This is a genomic window from Peribacillus sp. SIMBA_075 (assembly GCF_046534585.1).
The window spans coordinates 42990-65272 of sequence record NZ_JAWRYN010000016.1; the positions used below are offsets into that span (position 1 = coordinate 42990).

Sequence of the window (22283 nt, forward strand, 5' to 3'; positions counted from 1 at the left end):
CAGGAATTAACTATTAGTAATATTTAAATCATAAAATTTCCGGCTAAACAATGGAGAATTTTGAAATATGTAAAAGTTTGTGAATTCTCCATTTCTAATAAGTTTATTACAGTATGGGGTTTCGGAGTCTGTTCACAAATCTTTCCTAATGAAACTAACATTTAATTTGTGGCATTTTACAGTTTAAATTGTCTACTTGAACAGTCAATTTGGATTTGTTGTAAAAGTTCCGTCTTTGTTTCTATTCCCACCGTTCATCGTGTTAGAGCCACCTGTAGAAATTCCAATGTCCGACCCTCCATCATAACAGTCATTATTCATAAGCATTGTATTAGTTACTGACGCTATGAAATTTATACCTGTTTTTGAAACGGATGTTCCCATGCCTTTTCTAACATAATTACCTGAAACTAATCCATAAGACATATTGGTTAAAGATATATTTTGCGTTGCATTTGCGATAGTTTTGTTATTTAAAATAGATGTTTCTGTATTAATTACACCGCCGGCAACCCTTATCCCATGCAAAAAATTCCCGTATACCATATTCGTTAGTACTGTGCTTCGAATTGTACTCAATAGTGATATTCCGTTGCTGCTATTATAATTGGAGTTATTACTCTCTATTGTGTTTCCAATTCCAAATACGTCTTGTATTCCATCGGTAAGGTTGTGATGAGTATGACAATTAATAATGTGAGTATCTACTGCATATTCTAAATAAACTCCTCTTGTATTATCGTAAGCATGGCAATTTTGAATTATTACTTCCTTGCCTCTCCGCGTTTCATTGCCGTCCACAGCTATTCCTGCTCCACCGTTACTGTATGCAAATACATTTGTGATATTTACTTTCTGTGCATCGAAAGCGACTATTATTCCATTACCTAAATTGTTATGCACATAACAGTTTGATATAATAATGTTTCCTACGTAGTCCCCAATATCAGGTTCAATGTCAATTCCTGCTGTTGGCGCAGTACCACTTGTATTTTTAACAACTGTATTTTTAATATCTACATTTTTCGCATGAGCAACTGTAATTCCATTTCTCCTAGCGTTGTCAATAATACAGTTATCAATTATTATTTTTTCATTAATAACATCGCCACCTATTGTAATACAATCGCCCCATGCGTCTTTTATTGTTAAATTTTTTAAAGTGATATTTGAACTTCCCAAAATATAAAAACAACGTCCCCATTCTCCTGTATTTCCAGCATGCGTTGTTTTATCTCCTATAATGGTACCATCTTCAATGCAAACATTGTTGATATTTTCAATCCTAAATATAGAATAAGCGGAAGACCCATTATTAATTGCTTTGATGGTTGCATTTTTGTCTAAAAGTAGTCTTAAATTTGATTTTAGAATGATACTCGTTAAAGCATTCACCATGTATGTGCCTGACGGGAAATGAATGGTTCCACCATCTCTACTTGAAGTATTAACGGCATTTTGGATGGTGACGGTATCATCAGTAATGCCGTCACCCTTTGCTCCAAAAATTTTTACGTTTATTATTATTTCTTTTAAATCACTCATGTTTCCTCCTTACTGGATATTAATCAGACTGGTTTAGGAAATTTTTTTCTACTTCCTTTCTAGTCATCTTATACCCATCACAATACATTTTACAGTTAACAAAGGGTGATATTCTAAATGTGTCCTTATAATCCAAATCCAGCCAAGTGGATGAATCTACCCTGGGTGAACAAATATTTCTACGGCATCTGTTGTTAGACCGTAATACATTACTTCACTTTTTCTTCCCATGTTCCGCGCTTATCAAGGTAATTTCTCCTGTGTGATTATCCGAACCTTATAAATACCTTCTTAAATAAAAAAATATTTGTATGCTGTTTTGAAACAATCTCACTCAAAATGAGTTGGGGAACTCCGTCATTGTTGAGTCGTAAAAAATCTTCAAATTGAAACAAAAGTGAGTTGTCGAAAGGAAAGGCGTACACAATAAAGTGCGTTTTACATTCTGCCAGTATCGAAACATGTGTCCATATAGGCCCACCATCGGTATTCTTTTTGCCTAGCTTTTGCCTCAACATACGTTATTGTATTACCTTATTCAGTGAAATAAATATTGTTAAAAGAATCTTCAGCACAAGACTAATAAATTGATCTCCGTTTATAGTCATAAAAACTTTCAATGGATAGCCATCAATGTTATATATTATATTTCTGTTGGAAAGTTGGATTGTGTGCTGATAAAATTAGAAACTCCTACTATTATAACTACTATTTTCGTCTTTAATCCTCCTTGACAACTCTTGTGGAATGTCCCAATATAAGAAAATAAATCATCTTTAACTATTTTTTTAAATTGTAGTTCTTTTTAGTTAAACAGCCATCGGCGCCCACAACAAAATCGAATCATATTAATATCTTTATAGACGCTATTACTTTAATAAGTAGCTTTGTTCTCTTTTTATCTTGCTAGTTTACAATCTCACAAGCAACATTATGTCAAAATTGCAAAAAGAGCTGCCGGATGCAAAAATTTTAATCATTTCACCAAACTCAGTCGCAAATAGTAAAACGGGTAATAGTTTAGGGCTGAATTATTTGGATTATATTCAAACTTCTGAGAAGGTCATCAAAACGATTAAATGGACTTATATGAATAGCAAAGAGGGAATTGAAAAGAAGCTGAAGAAAAGAAATTTAGATTGGCTGATATACTGACTAATGATAACATCCATCCCAATGACCAAGGGCATTACATATGGTTCGAGACTTTGCAGGAAAACTTTAAGTTAAAGTAGTGCATATAAAAGGGGGAAAAGTGACGATATCAACTTTTCCCCCTTTTATCGTTTTCGAATCGGAATGGATTTCTATTAATTAATGAGACATCACTTTCTATCTAGAATGAATTCGCGCATTTCCTCTTTCGATATCCCCGACCCCATAACATCCTGCATGATTGCCATCCACTCTTCATCCATGCCTTTGTCTGCTTGTTCATTCAGCAGAGCATCAACTTTAATACAAAGGATTCTAGCGATTTTTTCCAAGACTAAAATAGTAGGGTTTGTTTGAAGGTTTCTTTCCAGTGAGCTTATATAGGATTTGGCAACGCCGGATTTTGTGGAGAGTTCACTAATTGACATTTTCCTTTCTTCCCTAAGCGACTTAACTCGGTAACCTATCATATTGACCACACCTAACCATTAAAATGAATGAAAGTTATAAATGATTTTTAAACTATTATTTTCAGTTTACACATTTTTTCTCCCTTTTTAATGATAACTAGGCACTAAAATAATTGACACAATTATATGAATAAACGGATTTTCCTATTTTGGTAGGCATTTAGTTAGGTACTTTCAAGGAATTTTTGCAAAACTGAAAAATCATCTAAGAAAGATTGGGATTTGGTGTATACTTAGATTTATTGAATTATGGGTCGGAATATTCCGGAAAATGGCCTATATATATATGATATGGGGAAATTTAGGGAATGAAACTACTTTTGTATAAAAAAAGTAGTTTGTAAGTTTCATGTAAATTTCCTTAGAAATACATAAATATAGGTAATATTATGCTACAATGGAATAGGTCATTTTTAACATATCAGGAGGATGAAATGGAAGAAACTATTAGTATTAAAGATATTTTTAAAACATTAAAGAAGCGTTGGAAGCTGATCATGCTGCTGACATTAATTGCCGCTTTGATTAGCGGATCAATTTCTTATTTCTTATTAACACCCGTTTACCAATCTTCAACACAGATCCTCGTTAATCAGAAACAATCGGAAAACCAATTGGACTCGACTCAAATACGTTCTAATATCGACATGATCAATACATACAGTGTGATCATAAAAAGCCCTGCCATTTTGGAGAAGGTCATTGAGAAGCTTGAACTAGACCAAAGCGTAGATCAACTTAGTGAAAAAATCACCATAAATAGTCAAGAAAATTCGCAGGTCTTCTCATTAACGGTTCAAGATACTAATCCAGCCAAGGCAGTTGAAATTGCCAATACGGTTTCTTCAATTTTCCAAAAGGAAATCAAGGATATTATGAAAGTCGACAATGTTAGCATACTTGCGAAGGCAGAAATAAAGGATAATCCTGCTCCTGTAAAACCTAATCCATTATTGAATATCGTTATTGCGGTGGTGGTCGGATTGATGGCTGGTGTCGGCTTGGCATTCCTCCTTGAGTATATGGACAATACGATCAAGGACGAGGCTGATATTGAGAAGCTCCTAGAATTACCCATCCTTGGATCGATTCAAAGGATTTCATAAATACATAATCAAGGCTACCCAGAAAAGAAGCATATGAAAGGAAGCGGGATTTTTGAGAAGTAAAGATAAAAAACAGGTGAATTTGATTGCACAGACTAATCCTAAGTCACCTATCACTGAGCAATATCGATTAATTAGAACGAATATTCAATTTTCCTCAGTGGACAAAGACATACAAACCATTGTGGTAACTTCAGCAGAGCCTAATGATGGGAAATCGACCACAGCTGCAAACCTCGCTATCGTGCTAGCACAGGAGGAGAAAAAAGTTCTGCTTGTGGATGCCGACTTAAGGAAACCATCCGTACATTATGCCTTTAGTCTCAGTAATATAGAGGGGCTTACGAGTGTGCTAACGAAGAAAATAAGCATAGAAAAAGCACTATTGAAAACGAATGTGCCTAATCTGGAAATTCTAACAAGCGGTCCAATACCGCCTAACCCTTCGGAATTACTAAATTCAAAAGCGATAGAAACAGCCATTGAAGAACTTAAACAAATGTATGATTATATCATTTTTGATACACCGCCCGTTCTGATAGTGCCTGATTCCCAGATTGTAGCCAATAAATGTGATGGCGTGATTATGGTAGTGTCAAGCGGCAAAACAAACAAACAAAGCGCAGTGAAGGCAAAGGAACTTTTAGTGAAAGCTAATACAGCCTTGCTTGGAGTCGTTTTAAATGGCGTTGAAACTGATAACAGCAATTATTATTACTATCAATCTTAAAGAAAATAAGACAAAATTCGACAAAATAACACCCTGTTTAATGGTAGTTTAATATGCTACGATTATTCAGGGTATTAATTCCTATCTATTTTCTTAGTTATTAAGCCTATTTCCCCAATTTGTTAAAAGGAAGTGTGTGAAATTTGATTGATATACATTGTCACATTCTCCCAGGAGTTGATGATGGATCCGCGGACATGAAGGAAAGCTTGATCATGGCAAAAAAAGCGGCGGAAGCAGGAATCACCCATTTATTTGCAACGCCACATCACTTAAATGGGAAATATGTAAATGTGAAGAGTGACATCATTGACCATACAGTGAGGTTAAATGAGAGTTTACAACAAGACAATATTCCTCTAACCATTCATTTCGGACAGGAAGTAAGAATACACCGGGACATATTTACTTCACTAGAAAAAGAAGAGATCCTAACGTTAGACGATAATGGTACATATTTGCTGCTAGAGCTTCCATCGGGAAAGGTCCCTACATACACACAAGAAGTGATTTATGAGCTGCTGCTTAAAGGAATAACACCGATAATCGTGCATCCGGAGAGAAATAAGGAATTGATCGAGAATCATAAACTTTTATTTGATTTGGTCCAGGAGGGTGCCTTAACTCAACTTACCTCTGGTAGTATTATCGGACTCTTTGGGAAGAATATTAAGTCTTTTTCAAAAAGAATTATAGAACATAATTGTGCTCATTTCATTGCAACCGATGCCCATAATGTAGGCTCTAGGAACTTCAGCCTTCAAGAGGCTTACGCAACCATCACAAAAACACATGGAATTGAGCGTGCATTTTATTTTAAAGAAAATGCTGAACTGCTAATAAAGGGACAAAGTCCTTTAATTGATAAACCTATACAATTTAAAAGAAAAATATTTGGAATCTTCTAAGAATAAAGATAATTAAGAGGCCTACACATCATAAAAAAATTTGTCTCCATGTTAAAATTTTTAGGTTTTTTGTTGCTGGAACGACTTATTAAGGAGAGGGATAAACCACCTTCCAATTGGGAAGTTCCTGGTTTAAAAACAGCAAAATAGTCATTAGGATCAATAAGGGCATTTAAAAGGGAATAAGGACTGCTTCATTCATCATGATATTAAAAAATAATATCATGTGAAAAAGAATACAATGCATTAATACTGTATTTAATAGAAAGTATATCGACATTTTATTAGAGGGGGAAATGTGGTTGGCCTACCGAAAACGACTAACACTGCTGGCGCTTTTAGATTCCTTAATAGTATTATCGGCCATTTATGTAAGTTATTTATTCTTGTATCCGTATTTAAATATATTTAAATTACCAACGCTCTTGGTCACATCTGTCTCTTTATTAATTAGCCATCATTTTTTTGCTTCTATTTATAAACTGTATAAGAAGGCCTGGGAATATGCGAGTATTGGGGAATTACTGTCCATTGTAAAAGCAGTAAGCTTATCGGTTATCACTGTTATTGCCATCCAGTTAATGGTCTTTCAAGATGTTTATGTAAGAGCCATGGCATTAACCTGGATGATGCATGTCATCCTTATTGGCGGTTCCCGCTTTTCGTGGCGAATGCTGCGCGACCGCTTGATACATAATCAAAAGGAAACCAGGAACACATTGGTTATTGGCGCAGGATCGGCAGGAACCATGGTTGTACGTCAACTTCTTAATAATCATGGTACGGAGCTTAAACCAGTAGCATTCATTGATGATGATCCTAAGAAAAATAAGTTAGACATCTTAGGAATACCCGTTGTTGGTAACTCTAAACATATCCCTGAAATGGTGGAAAAATACCATATAGATAATATTGTCATTGCGATTCCTTCATTAAGTAAGAAAGAATTAAAGGTCATCTTTGATGAATGTGTAAAAACGAGTGCCAAAACACAAATCATGCCGATGATTGAAGATATTATGTTAGGGAAAGTAAATGTTAATCAGTTTAAAGAAGTGGAAGTCGAAGATCTTCTAGGGAGAGAACCCGTCGAATTAGATATAACCAGTATATCTGAATATGTAACAGGCAAGACCATCCTAGTTACTGGGTCTGGAGGCTCAATTGGTTCGGAGATTTGCCGTCAAATATGCAGGTTCTCACCTGGCAAACTTATTCTCCTTGGACATGGAGAAAATAGTATTTATCAGATTGATATGGAACTGAAAAAGCTCTATGCAAATCAAATAGAAATCATACCTATCATCGCGGATATTCAGGACCGAGAAAGAATTTTTGAAGTGATGGACACGTACCGACCTGACGTTGTTTATCATGCGGCTGCACATAAACATGTGCCGCTTATGGAATATAATCCACGTGAAGCAGTTAAGAATAACGTTTTTGGTACAAAGAATGTTGCAGAAGCGGCAGATACTTTTGGTGTAGGTGCATTTGTGATGATTTCATCCGATAAAGCCGTTAACCCAACAAACGTTATGGGATCGACCAAGCGCATTGCTGAAATGATCATCCAGCAGTTAGCTAAAAATAGCACAACAAAATTTGTCGCGGTTCGCTTCGGAAATGTATTAGGAAGCAGAGGGAGTGTCATTCCTTTATTTAAAAAGCAAATCCAAGCAGGTGGACCAGTAACGGTCACACACCCAGACATGACAAGGTATTTTATGACTATACCTGAAGCATCCAGATTAGTCATTCAGGCAAGTTCCTTGGCTAGAGGTGGGGAGATCTTTGTTCTTGATATGGGTGAACCTGTTAAAATTGTAGAATTAGCGACAAACCTTATTCAGTTATCAGGTTATTCCATAGACGAAATTGGAATTGAATTTTCAGGAATCCGTCCTGGGGAGAAGATGTATGAAGAACTATTAGGGGAGAAAGAGGTTCATAGTGAAGCTGTGTTCCCTAAGATTTTTATAGGAAAAGCGGTACTGGAACAGGAAGAAGAGATACAGTATCTTTTAAACTCCTATGATGATTTTTCCATAATGGAACTTAAAGAATTCGTTATAAATTTAGCTAATAGGAGAAAGAATAAAGCTTTCTCAGCAGCGAAATAGATATTAGGAGGAATATGATTGAAGAAAGTCAGAAAAGCAATAATTCCTGCCGATGGTTTGGGTACTCGTTTTTTGCCAGCTTCAAAAGCTATGTGTTTATAAACCTACTATCCAGTACATAGTGGAGGAGGCCGTTGCATCAGGAATAGAAGATATAATCATCGTAACTGGAAAGGCAAACGTGCGATTGAGGATCATTTTGATTATGCTCAAGAACTCGAACAAAACCTAATGGGAAAAGGGGAAATGGAACTACTCAATAAGGTACAATACCCTACTTGCCTTGCTAATATTCATTACATTAGACAAAGGAGGCCAAAGGATTAGGACACGCTGTATGGTACGTACGTAAATTTATTGGGGACGAGCCATTTGCTGTACTTTTAGGTGATGATATTTATCAGAGTGATACTCCATGCTTAAAGCAGCTGATTAATCAGTGTAGAAACAAATAATTCAATTATTGGAGTTCAAATTGTGCCTAAGGAAGAAACGAATCGCTATGGGATAATAGTTCCTGCTTTTCAAGATGGCCGACTTTACCAAGTTGAAAACTTTGTAGAAAAACAAGAACTAGGAACAGCCCCTTCCAAATTAGCCATAATGGAAGGAAATATTCTTACTCCAGAAATCTTCAGTTTGCTTGACTAGCAAAAAATGGGTGAGGCAGGGGAATTTAGTTAACGGATGCGCGTCAAAAGTTAAATCAAATGCAGTATGTATTTGCTTATGACTTTGAAGGTAAAAGGTATGATGTTGGTGAAAGAGCTGGATTTGTGAAAACTAAGATTGAGTTTGCTTTACAAAATGAAATCATTGCTTATTTAAAAGAAGTAGTCCTAATTGGTGAAAGTAACTTGGTTGATAAAATTAATATTTAAAACAAAGAATATAATCCTTAAAACAAAAATGGAAGAATTCCAAATACATAAAGAAAAAAGGAGAAGTGAAATGAAAAAAGTTTTAGTCACAGGCGCTGCTGGATTTATTGGGTTTCATCTTTCAAATCGATTATTAAAAGAAGGTTTTCAAGTAATTGGGCTGGATAATGTGAACGATTATTATGACGTAAATCTAAAATATTCACGACTTAGAATCCTACAAGATCAGAAAAACTTTACTTTTGAAAAAGTGGCATTAGAAGACAGAGAAGCAGTGAATTCTGTTTTTTCTAGTTATAAGCCTGAAATTGTAGTTAACTTAGCTGCGCAAGCAGGTGTCCGCTATAGTATAGAAAATCCTCATGCATATATTGAATCCAATATAGTTGGATTTACTAATATTCTGGAAGGCAGCCGCCACCATAAAGTGGAGCAGTTGATCTTTGCATCGTCGAGTTCAGTGTATGGAGCAAATACGAGTTTGCCCTTCTCAGTACATGATAATGTTGATCATCCAATCAGTTTATATGCTGCTACAAAGAAAGCAAATGAATTAATGGCACATACGTATAGCCATCTTTATGGGGTTCCAACTACCGGGTTACGATTCTTTACTGTATATGGACCATGGGGCCGACCAGATATGGCATTATTCTTGTTTACTAAGGCCATTATCAATGGAGAGCCAATTAAGGTATTTAACAACGGTAAAATGATGAGAGACTTCACATATGTTGACGATATTGTTGAAAGTATATACCGATTAACATTAAGAACACCTGAACCAAATCATGAATGGAGCGGAAAAAAACCTGACCCAGGAACAAGTTATGCACCATATAAGATTTATAACATTGGTAATAATGATCCAGTAAGATTAATGGATTTCATTGAGGCAATCGAAAGTAAATTAGGTATTGAAGCTAAGAAGGATTTCATGCCTTTACAAGCAGGGGACGTTCCTGAAACATATGCAGATGTAGAGGATTTATTTAGGGATATAAATTTCCGTCCACAGACTTCTATTAAAAATGGAATAGGTAATTTTATAGATTGGTATATAGAGTATTACAAGATTAACAAATAATGATTTATTAATTTTCTAGGTTTTTGAGGAAGGGTGTTTACGTGAAAGTTTATCCAATAATCAAGAGGTCTTTAGACTTTATACTTGCGTTGACTGCAATGGTTTTTCTCTGGCCAATCTTTTTAATTTTTGCTGCAATTATAAAATTAGACTCTAAGGGACCGGTATTCTTCAAGCAAAAGCGTGTAGGGAAAAATAAAGAACATTTTTATATACTTAAATTTAGAACAATGAGGTCAGATACGCCTAAGGATATGCCTACTCATTTGTTACAGAACCCAGATGCATTTATAACTAAAAGTGGGAAGTTTTTAAGGAAAACAAGTCTTGATGAACTACCTCAGATTATTAATATTCTAAAAGGTGATATGAGCATTATAGGCCCTAGACCTGCTCTATGGAATCAGTATGATTTAATAGCTGAAAGAGATAAATATGGCTCTAATGATATATATCCAGGACTAACAGGTTGGGCTCAAGTAAATGGTAGGGACGAACTACCAATAAAAGTTAAAGCGTTACTTGATGGAGAATATGTTAAAAAAATTAGTCTTAGCTTTGATACAAAGATCTTTTTTAAGACAGTATTTAGTGTGCTTAGAAGCGAGGGAGTTAAAGAGGGGAATAGTGAAGTAAAAACTGAACTTAAGAAAAAAATTCATAGTTAAAGTAGGGGGGAATTATGCTATTAGTTACAGGTATTACAGGACATACAGGTAGGTATTTTCTTCAGGAACTAGTGGAAAATAACTACAAAGACCGATTAAGGTGCATAGTAAGAGAAAATAGTAATGTTGACATATTAAAAAGAAGTGGTCTTGATATTGAAATCGTAGTCGGAGACTTGAACAACGTAAATTTCACAAATGAAATCATGAAAGATATTCATACAGTTATGCATATCTATAATATTCATCATTCTCCCAGGATTATACAAGCAGCTATAGCTAATAAAATAGAACGAGCAATTTTAGTCCATACCACGGGTATTTATTCGAAATTTAAAGATGCTTCAAATGAATATATTAAGATAGAGTCGGAAGTATTAGAAATTGCCAAACAGAACAGATTGAATTTAACAATATTGAGACCTACTATGATTTATGGTGACATGTGTGATCATAATATGAGTAAGTTTATACAAATGATAAATAAAATGAAAATTTATCCATTAATCGATAGTGGGAAAGGGTTAATACAACCTGTGAATGCTAGAGATTTAGGACAAGCTTATTATGATGTCTTAATGAATCCTGAATTAACAACTAATAAGCAATACAATTTATCTGGTGATAAGCCAATTAGTATGAAAGTAGCACTTTCTATGATAAGCGATAAGCTAAATAAAAAAACATTATTTATTCCTGTTTCATTAAGGTTAAGTTCTTTTGTTGCAGGCATAATCAAGATTCTATCTCTTGGTAAAATTGATATTGTTGAAAAAGTCCTTCGCATGGGAGAGAATCGGGCTTATAGTCATGAGTTAGCTACTAAAGACTTTAACTATACCCCTATGGATTTTGAAAAAGGAATAGAAGCAGAAATAAATGAGTTTGAAAGATTAAGAGAATAAATAACACTAAAAATGAAAGTTGGCCTCTTTTATGAAAGTTATGATTTTATCAAGTTATGCTCCTACTTTGTTTTATTTTAGAGAAGATATGATGAAAGCAATGATTAATAATGGCCATGAAGTGATAGCAGCTGCTCCTGAACCAGTGGAAGAATGGGGACATAAATTTAAAGAACGCAATATAAAATATGTTTCTATTCAAGGAATAGAGCGTACTGGGACGAATCCAATAAAAGATATTAATGGTTTTTTCTCTATTCTTAAACAAATAAAAAAGGAAAAGCCAGATAAAGTATTTGCTTATCAAGCAAAAACTATTATATACGGTTGTATAGCAGCTAAGCTAGTAGGAGTAAAAGGGATTTTTGCCTTAATGGGAGGACTTGGTTCTGTCTTTCGCAATAATGATCGAAGAAGTATTGCAAGAGCTATTCTTAAGACAGAGTATAAATTTGCTTTTAATTTATGCGATAATGTGTTTTTCCAAAACAAAGATGATTGTAATGAGATGAAAAACACCGGTCTGATACAAAATGAAAAAATAGTAATGATAAATGGTTCAGGTGTTAATTTAGAAAAATTTAAAGACAAACCAATCACTCAATTTCCAGTATTCTTATTTGTGGGCAGAATCATTAGAGATAAAGGAATAATAGAATATTTAGAAGCAGCAAAAATAGTGAAAAATAAATATTCTGAAGCAAGAATACAGATAGTTGGCTATTTTGACACGAACCCAACAGCAATTAAAAAAGAAGAGATATCTGAATATATTAATCAAGGAATAATTGAGTATTTAGGACCTACAGACGATGTAAGACCATTTTTGGAAAAATCAACGGTTTATGTGTTGCCATCTTACCACGAGGGTACCCCTAAAAGTGTCCTTGAGGCAATGGCCATTGGCAGACCAATTATTACTACAGATGCCCCTGGATGTAGAGAGACAGTAGTTGATGGAATTAATGGTTTCTTAGTTCCTGTGAAAAATGCTAATAAACTTGCTGAAAAAATGATTTGGATGATAGAACACAGAGAAGACGCAGAGATAATGGGACAAGAAAGCCTCAGGATATGTAAAGAAAAATTTGATGTAAATAAAGTTAATGAAGTGATATTAAAAACAATGAATTTACTTCTAAAAGGGAAGGTATAATAAATGAGTTTATATGATGAGATCAAAGAAAAAAAAGAGAAAATTTCTATTATCGGATTAGGTTATGTTGGGATGCCACTAGCCATAACATTTGCTAAAGTTGTAAATGTTATTGGTTTTGATAATTCAAAAGAAAAGGTACAAAATTATATTAAAGGAATTGATGTTACTAAAGAGGTTGGTAATCAAGCGATAAAAGAATCATCAGCCGAATTCACTTGGGAAGAGAAATTTCTTAGAGATTGTAAGTTTCACATAGTTGCTGTTCCTACTCCTATTAATGTCGACAAAACTCCTGACCTAAGACCAATCAAAGGCGCAAGCAAAACTGTTGGGAGAAATCTGACTAAAGGCTCTATCGTTGTATTTGAATCTACTGTTTATCCTGGTGTTACTGAAGAAATATGTGTGCCTATATTAGAAGAAGAATCAGGGTTGAAATGTGGCGTGGACTTTAAGGTAGGATACTCTCCAGAAAGAATTAATCCTGGTGACAAAGTACATAGACTTGAGAGTATAGTAAAAGTTGTTGCTGGTATGGATGAAGAGACACTAGAGAATATAGCAGGGGTATATGAAATGATAATTGAAGCTGGTGTACATAGAGCTGAGAGTATCAGGGTAGCAGAGGCTGCTAAAGTTATAGAAAATTCTCAAAGAGATATCAATATTGCTTTTATGAATGAACTTTCTATTATTTTTAACAAAATGGGAATAGATACTAAGGCAGTATTAGAAGCAGCTGGAACAAAATGGAATTTCCTGAATTTTCACCCAGGTCTGGTTGGCGGGCATTGTATTGGTGTTGACCCATATTACCTTACTTATAAAGCAGAAGAAATGGGATATCATTCTCAAATAATTCTTTCAGGTAGAAAAATAAACGATGATATGGGAAAGTATGTAGCTGAAAATACGGTAAAAAACCTTATTAAAGCAGATAAGCAAATTAAAGGTGCAAAAGTAGCGATTTTCGGTATTGCATTTAAAGAAAATTGCCCTGATGTAAGGAATACCAAGGTTATAGATATTATCAATGAACTAGAGGAATATGGCATTGATATAACTGTAGTGGATCCTATAGCAGACAAAGAAGATTTATGGCATGAATATAAAATCAATCTATGCTCCGTTGAAGAAGTAAGAGACATGGATGCCTTAATATTTGCAGTTCCACATAATGAGTTTAAATCTTTGAACCTAAGCGAAATTAGAAAGTTATACTGGAACCATAGACCAGTCTTGATAGATGTTAAGGGAATGTTTAATAGAAAAGAGGCAGAAGATACCAGCTATTTATACTGGAGGCTATAACAAGCTACAAAAATATAATGGGCTTATACAGTAATTAAGACTATATGAACGAAAAGAGCATTTTGAATGATTTCAGATATAATTATGAATACCTAGATGATTAGATGTGGGGATAGTTTTTAAACTAAAATAAGGGTTATATCCAAGGGATAGTCTATTTTTATTATTTGATATAATTACTACAGGAAGTGAGATATTGATGAAATATCAAGGGATTTATGATAATTCACCTATTTTTATTCAAAATTTTATGGCCACCATGTATGGTTATAAAATAAAAAAAGAACGATTCGGAGAATATTACTATGAACACTTAGATTTCCTTAATAGCTTTAATAATTTTTCGAAGAAAAAACAAGAAGAACAGCAATTTGAAGAAGTGATGAAGTTAATTGAGTATGCATCAAAAAATAGTCGCTTTTATCGTGAATTGTATAAAGAAGTTAATATTACAGAGTTTAAAAATATTAACGATTTAACAAAACTTCCTATTGTAACTAAAGAAATGGTCAGACAAAATATAGAAGATATAATCACAATACCAAAAGGAAAAGCCATTAAATCTAATACAGGAGGAACTACAGGGAAGTCTTTAACAGTTTATTATAAAAAAGAAGATAATCAAAGAAGAATGGCTACATTAGATTACTTTAAAGCAATTCATGGTTTTATGAATATTAAGATGAAGAGAGCAACTTTTAACGGAAAACATATTATCCCTCCTAATCAAAAACAAAAAAAATTTTGGAGATATAATGTTGCTATTAAACAAATGATTTACTCTTCTTTTTATATATCCGAAGAAAATATCCCATATTATATTGAGAGTTTAAATAAATATAAACCGGAATCAATAGATGGTTTTATATCTTCTATTTATGATATTGCGTCGTATATTGAAAGAAATAATATTAAATTAAAATTCATACCTAAAGCGATCTTCCCTACTTCTGAGACTGTAACACAAGAACATCGTGATGTTATTGAAAGAGTTTTTAATAGTAAGATTCGAGACCAGTATGCTTCTTCAGAAGGGGCCCCATTTGTATGGGAATGTGAAAGTGGTAAACTTCATTATGATATCTCAACAGGAATAATAGAAAATATTGAAAATTCAAATGAAATTTTGATCACTAGTTTTACAACTTATGGAACACCTCTTATCCGTTATAAAATTGGTGATAGCATGACATTTGAGGATAATAACACTTCTTGTGATTGTGGTTTAAAGACACCATTAATAGAATCTATTCAAGGAAGAGCTGTCGATTTCCTTTACTCTACTAAAGGGGCTAAAATTTACTTAGGAAATGTTTCTAACATTTTTAAGAATATTCCTAATGCAATTGCTAAGGCTCAGTTAATCCAATCTTCGTTAACTAACATGGTTGTTAGAATGGTAGTTGATAATAATTTTAAAGAAGAGTATAAATCTATGTTGATAGATGAAATTAAACATAAATTTGGAAATGATATGAGGATAGAAATAGAAATAGTTGAGGAAATCCCACGAGAAAAAAGCGGTAAGTATAAATTGATTGTAAATAATGTAGTGACAAGGTGAGAGATATGAATAAAAAACCAATAAGAATTCTTCATATTGTAAGTGTTATGAATCTTGCAGGAATAGAAAGTTTCTTGATGAATATATACAGGGAAATCGACCGATCAAAAATACAGTTTGACTTTTTAGTAACAAGAGAAGAGGTTGGTTTTTATGATAAAGAAATATTATCATTAGGTGGCAATATACATAACATTCCTCATGTTAAGAAAATAGGATTGAAAAATTTTAAAAAAAATGTAGATGTATTTTTTCAAGAGAATAATCAATATAGTATTGTTCATTGTCATATGAACACTTGGGCGGGATTTTTTTTGCCAATAGCGAAGAAAAATAAGATTCCAATTAGAATAGCCCATAGTCATATTGCTGACTTTAAGATAAATAGTAATAACATTTTTCAATTTTTATATAAAAAATATAATTCCTTATTCATTAAAAGAAATTCTACACACTTCTTTGCATGTAGTGAAAAAGCAGGAGATTGGCTATTTGGAGAAAAAAACCGAGAAGTTCAAATAATCAACAATTCTATAGATGCCATCAAGTTTAGTTTTAATGAAAACATTGCTAATAAATTAAGAAAAGAATTTGGAATTTCAAAAGATACCTTTGTAATTGGAAATATAGGGAGATTTAACGTTCAAAAAAATCATATATTTCTAATTGACATTTTTAAAGAGGTTTTTCTCAAGAAACCTGATACGATTTTGTGCTTAGTAGGTGAAGGAGAACTTCAGGCTGAAATTATTGCAAAGGTAGAAAAAGAAGGATTAAGTGCCCATGTGAAATTTTTAGGCGTAAGAAGTGATATAAATAAATTAATGATGATGTTCGATACTTTTTTATTTCCATCTTTATTTGAAGGTTTTGGGATAGTTGCTTTAGAAGCACAGGCTGCTGGACTTAAGACTATAGCATCAGATGTTTTGCCTATTGAAGTTAAAATAACTGATTATATTAGTTTTATTTCTCTAAATCAATCCCCAGAATTTTGGGCAAGTGAAGTATTAAAGTATTCCAATGGCTATAATAGAAGAAATACTTATAATGAAATTCTTAATGCGGGATTTGATATAAAAAATAATTCAAGGAAATTAGAGGAGTTTTACTCAAACTGTATTTATTAATTTACTAGAATCTATTCCTTTTTCAATATATATAAATACGAATAACTCAACCTCTTTCAACTATTTCAAAGGTAGTATTCAATTCTAAACTTCATCATTTAATATTGGGTTTCTCCTTTTAATGAAAAATATAAAGAGGGAACCTTAAATATATTAAATAGATGTAGATTCTAAATCAAATAGATAATATGATCATCAAATGTTTTATATAATCATGTGATATCCGTGGTGTTTCTTATGATTTTCAATCAAACAATAATTTATTTTACCAGGCTATACAAACACCTCGTTATGAGGTTATATAACTATGATAAATTAATGTCTTTTTCTGAAGGAACTTTGGAGTTAGTATAGTTTCATGGACACATTTTAGTTAAGTCCTTACAATGATTTTTGAGAGGATGTGTCCGTCTTGGAACGTAAGAATACAGGTAAAAAATATAATAATGAATTTTAAAAAACTATTGTAGATCTTTATCACTCGGGTAATTCGGTCAAAGAATTAAGCGGCGAATATGGCGTATCAGAAGTTACCATTTATAAATGGATTAAAGAATTTACCCCTATTGGTTTAGGGGAAGAGTCCATGACTCCAAAGGAATAGCCGCCATTCAGAAGGAAAACCTTTGGTTAAAGCAAGAAGTTGAAATCTTAAAAAAGGCTATGGCCATATTCGCGAAAAAGTAACCGAGACAGATCTTACCGAATTTATTGAGGAACACAAGAAACAATATCCCGTACAGAAGATGTGTGAAATACTAGAAATCCCAAGAAGCAGCCATTATCAATCCCTTCAAATAGTCGTATCAAATCGCGAACAGGAAAACATAGAACTAACGAAGGAAATTCATCTTATTTACCTGGAAAGCAAAGGACGATATGGGGCTCCAAAGATTCATGAAACCTTATTAACCAAAGGGTTTTCCCTCAGTCTAAAGCGTGTTCAACGTTTAATGAACAAGGCGGGAATTCGTTCTATTACCAAGAAAAAATACCGTTCCTATCCATCTAAAGAAAAGGTTATTCAATTGGATAATTTGCTAAAACGAAACTTCACTACTCAAACCATTAATGAGTAATGGGTAGCTGATATTACGTATATCCACACGTTAAAAGACGGATGGTGTTATTTAGCTTCGGTATTGGACCTTCATTCTAAGAAAATAGTAGGGTATTCATTTTCTCGTTCAATGACGACAGAACTGGTCATAAAAGCTTTCAATAACGCACACTTATCACAAAAGCCCCCGGAGGGCTTAGTTCTTCATACGGATCTTGGCTCACAATATACAAGCAGTGAGTTTACTCAACATATCCAAAACCATCATATTAAGCAATCTTTTAGTCAGAAAGGTTGCCCGTACGATAATGCCTGTATTGAATCCTTTCATGCCCCATTAAAAAAGGAAGAAGCCAACCACGTATCTAGACTATCAAACAGCTAAACTAGCGATGTTCCAATTTATTGAAGGTTGGTATAACCGAAAAAGAATTCACAGCAGCTTGGGCTATCAAACCCCACAAGCCATTGAAGATCGAATTAGGAATACAGCTTAAGATTTAACTTTTTTGTGTCCAAAAGATAGAAATACGAACATTAAAGGTGATTTGCATAGAAAAAAATAAAAAAAATTGAATATAGTTGTTTGAGGAGGTTAGGGCATTGAAGGAACCTGTAAAGGTTTTACATGTTTTGTTTGATTTAGGCAGTGGTGGGGTGGAAACAATGTTGTATAATTACTATTCAACTATGGATAGGAATATTGTCCATTTCGATTTTTTAATTCATTCTGATTCTCAAGAAATAGGTCTTATAGAACGAAAAGTGCTTAATATGGGCTCAAAAGTTTATAAAGTTACTCCAATAACGAAAAACCTTCTAAAATCATCAAAAGAAATTGTTAATATAATAATGAGTAATGATTACGATATAATCCATAGTCATACAAAATTTTTTAGTTGTGTTCCATTAATTGCTGCAAAGTTTAGAAAAACCAAGTTGAAAGTAAGTCACTCCCATAGTTTAGGTTCAAAAAGAGGGTGGTTATATAATGTTTTTTCTTATCCATTTCGAATGTTAACGGGTTCTTTTTCAGATTATAGATTTGCTGCTTCAAATGATGCAGGTAGGAATCTCTTTGGCACAAAATATAAATTTGAAATCTTTCCGAATGCAATTTATTGTAATAACTTTTTATTTAATCCTCAGATTAGGGAACAAGAGAGGAAAATATTAAATTTGAATAATGAATTTTTAATAGGTCTGATTGGAAGACATGATCCGGTGAAAAATCATCTCTTTGCCTTAGAAATATTTAAATCAGTCAACGATAGGGTGAACAATACAAAACTTGTGTTTATTGGAAGGGAAAATGAGGATGTTACTCCAAAGATAAAGAATAAAATTAAACAGTTGGGTCTTGAAAAGTCTGTATTGATAAAGGAACCAAGAGATGATATATATAATTTCTATCAAGGGTTAGATTTACTACTTATTCCATCAAAATCAGAAGGGTTAGGTATAGTAGCAATTGAAGCACAGGTTGCAGGTTTAAGATGTTTATGCTCCGATATGGTTCCTAATGAAGTGGATATTACCCCCCTAGTAAATTTTTTGAGTTTGGACTGTGATTACAAGTTATGGGTAGATAAAATAATTAGATACATTGAAGATGATAAATTTATTAGAAAAAGCTACTTTACTGATGTTTCAGAACAAGGTTATGACGTAAAAGAAGCAACTAAAAAATTCGAAAAATTTTATGTAGATAGTGTGTGAGAAAAAAAGAATGAAAATAATTAAAAAAAATTTTGATAAAAGCATGATAGATACTATTTCTTTTATTGTCATAATCATCTCGTTGTTCTTTGTTCCTACTTCAATAGATGGAAATGTTATACATAATGCGTACCTTTATAAAAATTTATTTTTTATTGGTTTTATACTAATATACTCGTTTATAAGAGGTAAATATAATATAAAAGCACTTATTATTATTAGTTTTATACATTTGATAATATGGATTTTTACATTGAGTACTATTATTTTTACTACAGATACTTTTAGATTATCCTTGGCATCGTATTCAGTTATAATAGCCTTGTCACTTTTATGGATAGTGAGATTTGAAAGTGATATCTCTATAAATTACTTCCATAAAATTTTCAACGTAGTTAATATTATTTTATTACTTTGGGGTTTTGGTATTATCGGTGAAATTCCTTGGGTGAAAGACTTAACGCTAAGTTATTTTTCTCAATACTCTGATTACACAGTGGATGTTATGCTGAATTATAATAAGCCAGTTATTAGTTTTGGGACTCACTCGATTGCATCATTTCATTTTTTCATGTTGTTTCTTATGAATTTATATACAATAAAAGTTAAAGATAAGGGTACTGCAATTAATCATATATTTATGTGGTTTTATCTTTTTGTTAATTTAATGATGCTTTCGAATACGTCTTTTATTCTTTCTGCTGTAATGCTTTTCACTATTTTGTGGGTAAATAAAAAAATACAATTAAGTTTAGTAATTATTCCAGTTTCTTTACTTACTATTTATTATTTGGTTTCATCAGGAACTTTGGATTTATATATTAATCGACTTTTGTATGCGGAAAATAACGGATTTATCGGGAGATATGCAAATGGATTATTTGCTACAAATTATCATTATATTTTAAATTATGGAGGTATTGGTCTATTTAAAAGTCCTGATACTGGAATCAGATTAACCGATTCAGGATATATCGTTTTATTAACTATGGGCAATATTCCTCTTTTAGTTGCTTTCTTTTATAGTTTTTACCTTTTTTTGAGTAATAATATTAAAAATCGATATAAACTTTATATTTTTTTAACTTTTGCTGCTTTCGAATTTGCGGCAACATGGTTAATACTAGATGTTAGAGCTGCCTATTTACAATTATTTGTTATTTTGTATATAAACGGATTGAATAATCTGTACAATGACTAGTAATAAAAAACCTGTTTAAAAAAAAGCGATTTCTATTTCTAGGGAATGTTAATTTTTTATTTAGTGGCTACTATGCTATTTGAGAGGAAGCTAAACAATTAAATAATAAGATGTCCTATTATATGTAAGAAATCACTTAAATTAATAATGTTATTTAAGGAGATTAATAATGTCTAAAGCGTTGGTTATAAGTTTTTTTAAAAGTAATAATCTGGGAGATCTGGCTTTAAGTGAGGCTATGGAAAACTTAATTAGTTCTAAGGGACTTGAAATAATTAAATATGATTTTGGTACGGTGTCAAGAGTAACTAATAATATTAATGTACTTTCTTTTGATAAAAAGGTTGATAGTATTTATTCGAGAAACTCAGTGGGGCAATCCATTATTAGTTTAATAAAAAAAACATTAATTTTTCTTGTTGGCACAGTTAATTTTGGTTTATTGAGATTTTATATTAAAAAACCATTTTCATATAATAAATGGGCTACATTGAATAATGATATTAAAGAGTCAGATATCTTAGTAATTGGAGGGGGGAATATGCTAATGGATATTAATCCTTCATGGCCTGATCTATTTGAGGATTATTTATCATTAGCGAAGAAACACAAAAAAGATATATATATATTGTATATAGGTGCAGGTCCAATAAGGAATAAAAGAAGTGAAAAAATTTATAAAAATGCACTTAACTCTGCAAAAAAGGTTACAGTAAGAGACCCATTATCAAAGGAAGTTTGCGATAACATAATAAATGATAAGTTTATTGTTGAATCTGTTGATCCAGTATTTTCATTACCTATTAATTTATTTGACTATAGAATAAATAGAATTAATAAATTACAAAAAGAAACAAAGATTAACATTGGGATTTCGGTTCTTGGTGATATGTGTTTTGATTCAAAGAATTCACACGAGAAATATTTAGAATGTTTAGCTGGATTAATAAAGAGTTTGAATTTAAGGTTAAAAAATCAAGTTGAATTTATTTTGTTTTCTACAGAAATAGCAGATTATAATGCAGTTCACAATTTAAACGATTTACTTAATTCTTGTGATATTAAAAGTATTGTTTATTTAAGAAAAGTTGAAGAGGTTACTAATTTATTTAAAAAATTAGATTTTTTAATTGGTGGGAGGATGCACGGTTTAATTTTTTCTCAAAAATGTCTATTACCATTCATAGGTGTTTTTTGGCAAGAGAAAATAAAAGGGTTTAGTAATGTAACAAAATCAAAAAATAAAATTTATGAGGTTAGTTATATTTTGAAGAATCAAGATGATATTATTGATAGGGTCATATCAGATGTAACAAATATTGACAGAGTTAAACAAATGAACGAAACAAATAAAACTTTGTATGATAAAGTCCTAAATGGTAATATAGAATGATTTATTATTAGGTGTTTATTGAATCAATTTTAATGGTCCTCCGTAAAAAGTTGTTGTCTATTTCTAATTCAATCTACTGCATTTTTGATAAATATTTGTTGAAATCAACAAAATCAATGATCTTTATTGAAAGTTTTAATTTTCAAATCGAAACTCGTAGGATTTAAG

General features: G+C 32.4%; 17 protein-coding genes and 2 pseudogenes. 17 read left to right on the forward strand and 2 right to left on the reverse strand.

Translation table 11 applies throughout. The annotated features are described in order from the left end of the window. Positions 1-204 precede the first annotated feature (204 nt). The gene (locus SB775_RS13835; RefSeq protein WP_410861911.1) at positions 205-1545 is read right to left on the reverse strand and encodes a right-handed parallel beta-helix repeat-containing protein; all 1341 of its coding nucleotides are present in this window, start codon (positions 1543-1545) and stop codon (positions 205-207) included. Between the two features lie 933 nt (positions 1546-2478). Here SB775_RS13835 and SB775_RS13840 point away from each other — a divergent pair. Further along, positions 2479-2700, forward strand: a complete 222-nt coding sequence (locus SB775_RS13840) for a hypothetical protein (protein ID WP_410861912.1) — start codon at positions 2479-2481, stop codon at positions 2698-2700. 170 nt (positions 2701-2870) lie between these two features. On the opposite strand, the gene SB775_RS13845 is transcribed toward SB775_RS13840, so the two are convergent. Beyond that, the gene (locus SB775_RS13845; protein ID WP_410861913.1) at positions 2871-3170 is read right to left on the reverse strand and encodes a helix-turn-helix domain-containing protein; all 300 of its coding nucleotides are present in this window, start codon (positions 3168-3170) and stop codon (positions 2871-2873) included. Between the two features lie 434 nt (positions 3171-3604). Between SB775_RS13845 and SB775_RS13850 the strand changes: the two genes are divergently transcribed. From SB775_RS13850 to SB775_RS13925, 16 genes and pseudogenes are all read left to right on the forward strand, one after another. After that, positions 3605-4276 carry a YveK family protein gene (locus tag SB775_RS13850; RefSeq protein WP_410861914.1) on the forward strand — a complete coding sequence of 224 codons (672 nt, stop codon included), beginning with the start codon at positions 3605-3607 and terminating at the stop codon, positions 4274-4276. Positions 4277-4328: 52 nt separating this feature from the next. Beyond that, entirely contained in the window at positions 4329-5006 is a 678-nt protein-coding gene (locus SB775_RS13855; protein ID WP_410861915.1) for a CpsD/CapB family tyrosine-protein kinase, read from the forward strand. A 143-nt stretch (positions 5007-5149) separates the two neighbouring features. Further along, positions 5150-5914, forward strand: a complete 765-nt coding sequence (locus SB775_RS13860) for a tyrosine-protein phosphatase (RefSeq protein WP_410861916.1) — start codon at positions 5150-5152, stop codon at positions 5912-5914. Between the two features lie 302 nt (positions 5915-6216). Further along, a complete protein-coding gene (locus SB775_RS13865; protein WP_410861917.1) occupies positions 6217-8037 on the forward strand; it encodes a polysaccharide biosynthesis protein in 1821 nt (606 codons plus the stop codon). An 18-nt stretch (positions 8038-8055) separates the two neighbouring features. Further along, positions 8056-8918 (forward strand): annotated as a pseudogene (locus tag SB775_RS13870) (UTP--glucose-1-phosphate uridylyltransferase). 70 nt (positions 8919-8988) lie between these two features. Beyond that, the gene (locus SB775_RS13875) at positions 8989-10005 is read left to right on the forward strand and encodes an NAD-dependent epimerase (protein ID WP_410861918.1); all 1017 of its coding nucleotides are present in this window, start codon (positions 8989-8991) and stop codon (positions 10003-10005) included. A 41-nt stretch (positions 10006-10046) separates the two neighbouring features. Continuing rightward, positions 10047-10673, forward strand: coding sequence for a sugar transferase (locus SB775_RS13880; protein ID WP_410861919.1), 627 nt, complete (start codon positions 10047-10049; stop codon positions 10671-10673). A gap of 14 nt (positions 10674-10687) precedes the next feature. Beyond that, a complete protein-coding gene (locus tag SB775_RS13885; RefSeq protein WP_410861920.1) occupies positions 10688-11578 on the forward strand; it encodes an SDR family oxidoreductase in 891 nt (296 codons plus the stop codon). A 31-nt stretch (positions 11579-11609) separates the two neighbouring features. Continuing rightward, positions 11610-12734 carry a glycosyltransferase family 4 protein gene (locus tag SB775_RS13890; RefSeq protein WP_410861921.1) on the forward strand — a complete coding sequence of 375 codons (1125 nt, stop codon included), beginning with the start codon at positions 11610-11612 and terminating at the stop codon, positions 12732-12734. Positions 12735-12737: 3 nt separating this feature from the next. Continuing rightward, a complete protein-coding gene (locus SB775_RS13895) occupies positions 12738-14048 on the forward strand; it encodes a nucleotide sugar dehydrogenase (RefSeq protein ID WP_410861922.1) in 1311 nt (436 codons plus the stop codon). Positions 14049-14244: 196 nt separating this feature from the next. After that, positions 14245-15612 carry a phenylacetate--CoA ligase family protein gene (locus SB775_RS13900; protein WP_410861923.1) on the forward strand — a complete coding sequence of 456 codons (1368 nt, stop codon included), beginning with the start codon at positions 14245-14247 and terminating at the stop codon, positions 15610-15612. Between the two features lie 5 nt (positions 15613-15617). Next, on the forward strand, positions 15618-16742 hold the full coding sequence (locus tag SB775_RS13905) for a glycosyltransferase family 1 protein (protein WP_410861924.1): 1125 nt from the start codon (positions 15618-15620) through the stop codon (positions 16740-16742). A 463-nt stretch (positions 16743-17205) separates the two neighbouring features. Next, a pseudogene (locus SB775_RS13910) lies at positions 17206-18299 on the forward strand (IS3 family transposase). A 106-nt stretch (positions 18300-18405) separates the two neighbouring features. After that, entirely contained in the window at positions 18406-19521 is a 1116-nt protein-coding gene (locus SB775_RS13915; protein ID WP_410861925.1) for a glycosyltransferase, read from the forward strand. A 10-nt stretch (positions 19522-19531) separates the two neighbouring features. After that, a complete protein-coding gene (locus tag SB775_RS13920) occupies positions 19532-20722 on the forward strand; it encodes a hypothetical protein (protein WP_410861926.1) in 1191 nt (396 codons plus the stop codon). A 169-nt stretch (positions 20723-20891) separates the two neighbouring features. Then, a complete protein-coding gene (locus tag SB775_RS13925; protein ID WP_410861927.1) occupies positions 20892-22115 on the forward strand; it encodes a polysaccharide pyruvyl transferase family protein in 1224 nt (407 codons plus the stop codon). The last annotated feature ends 168 nt before the right edge of the window (positions 22116-22283 follow it).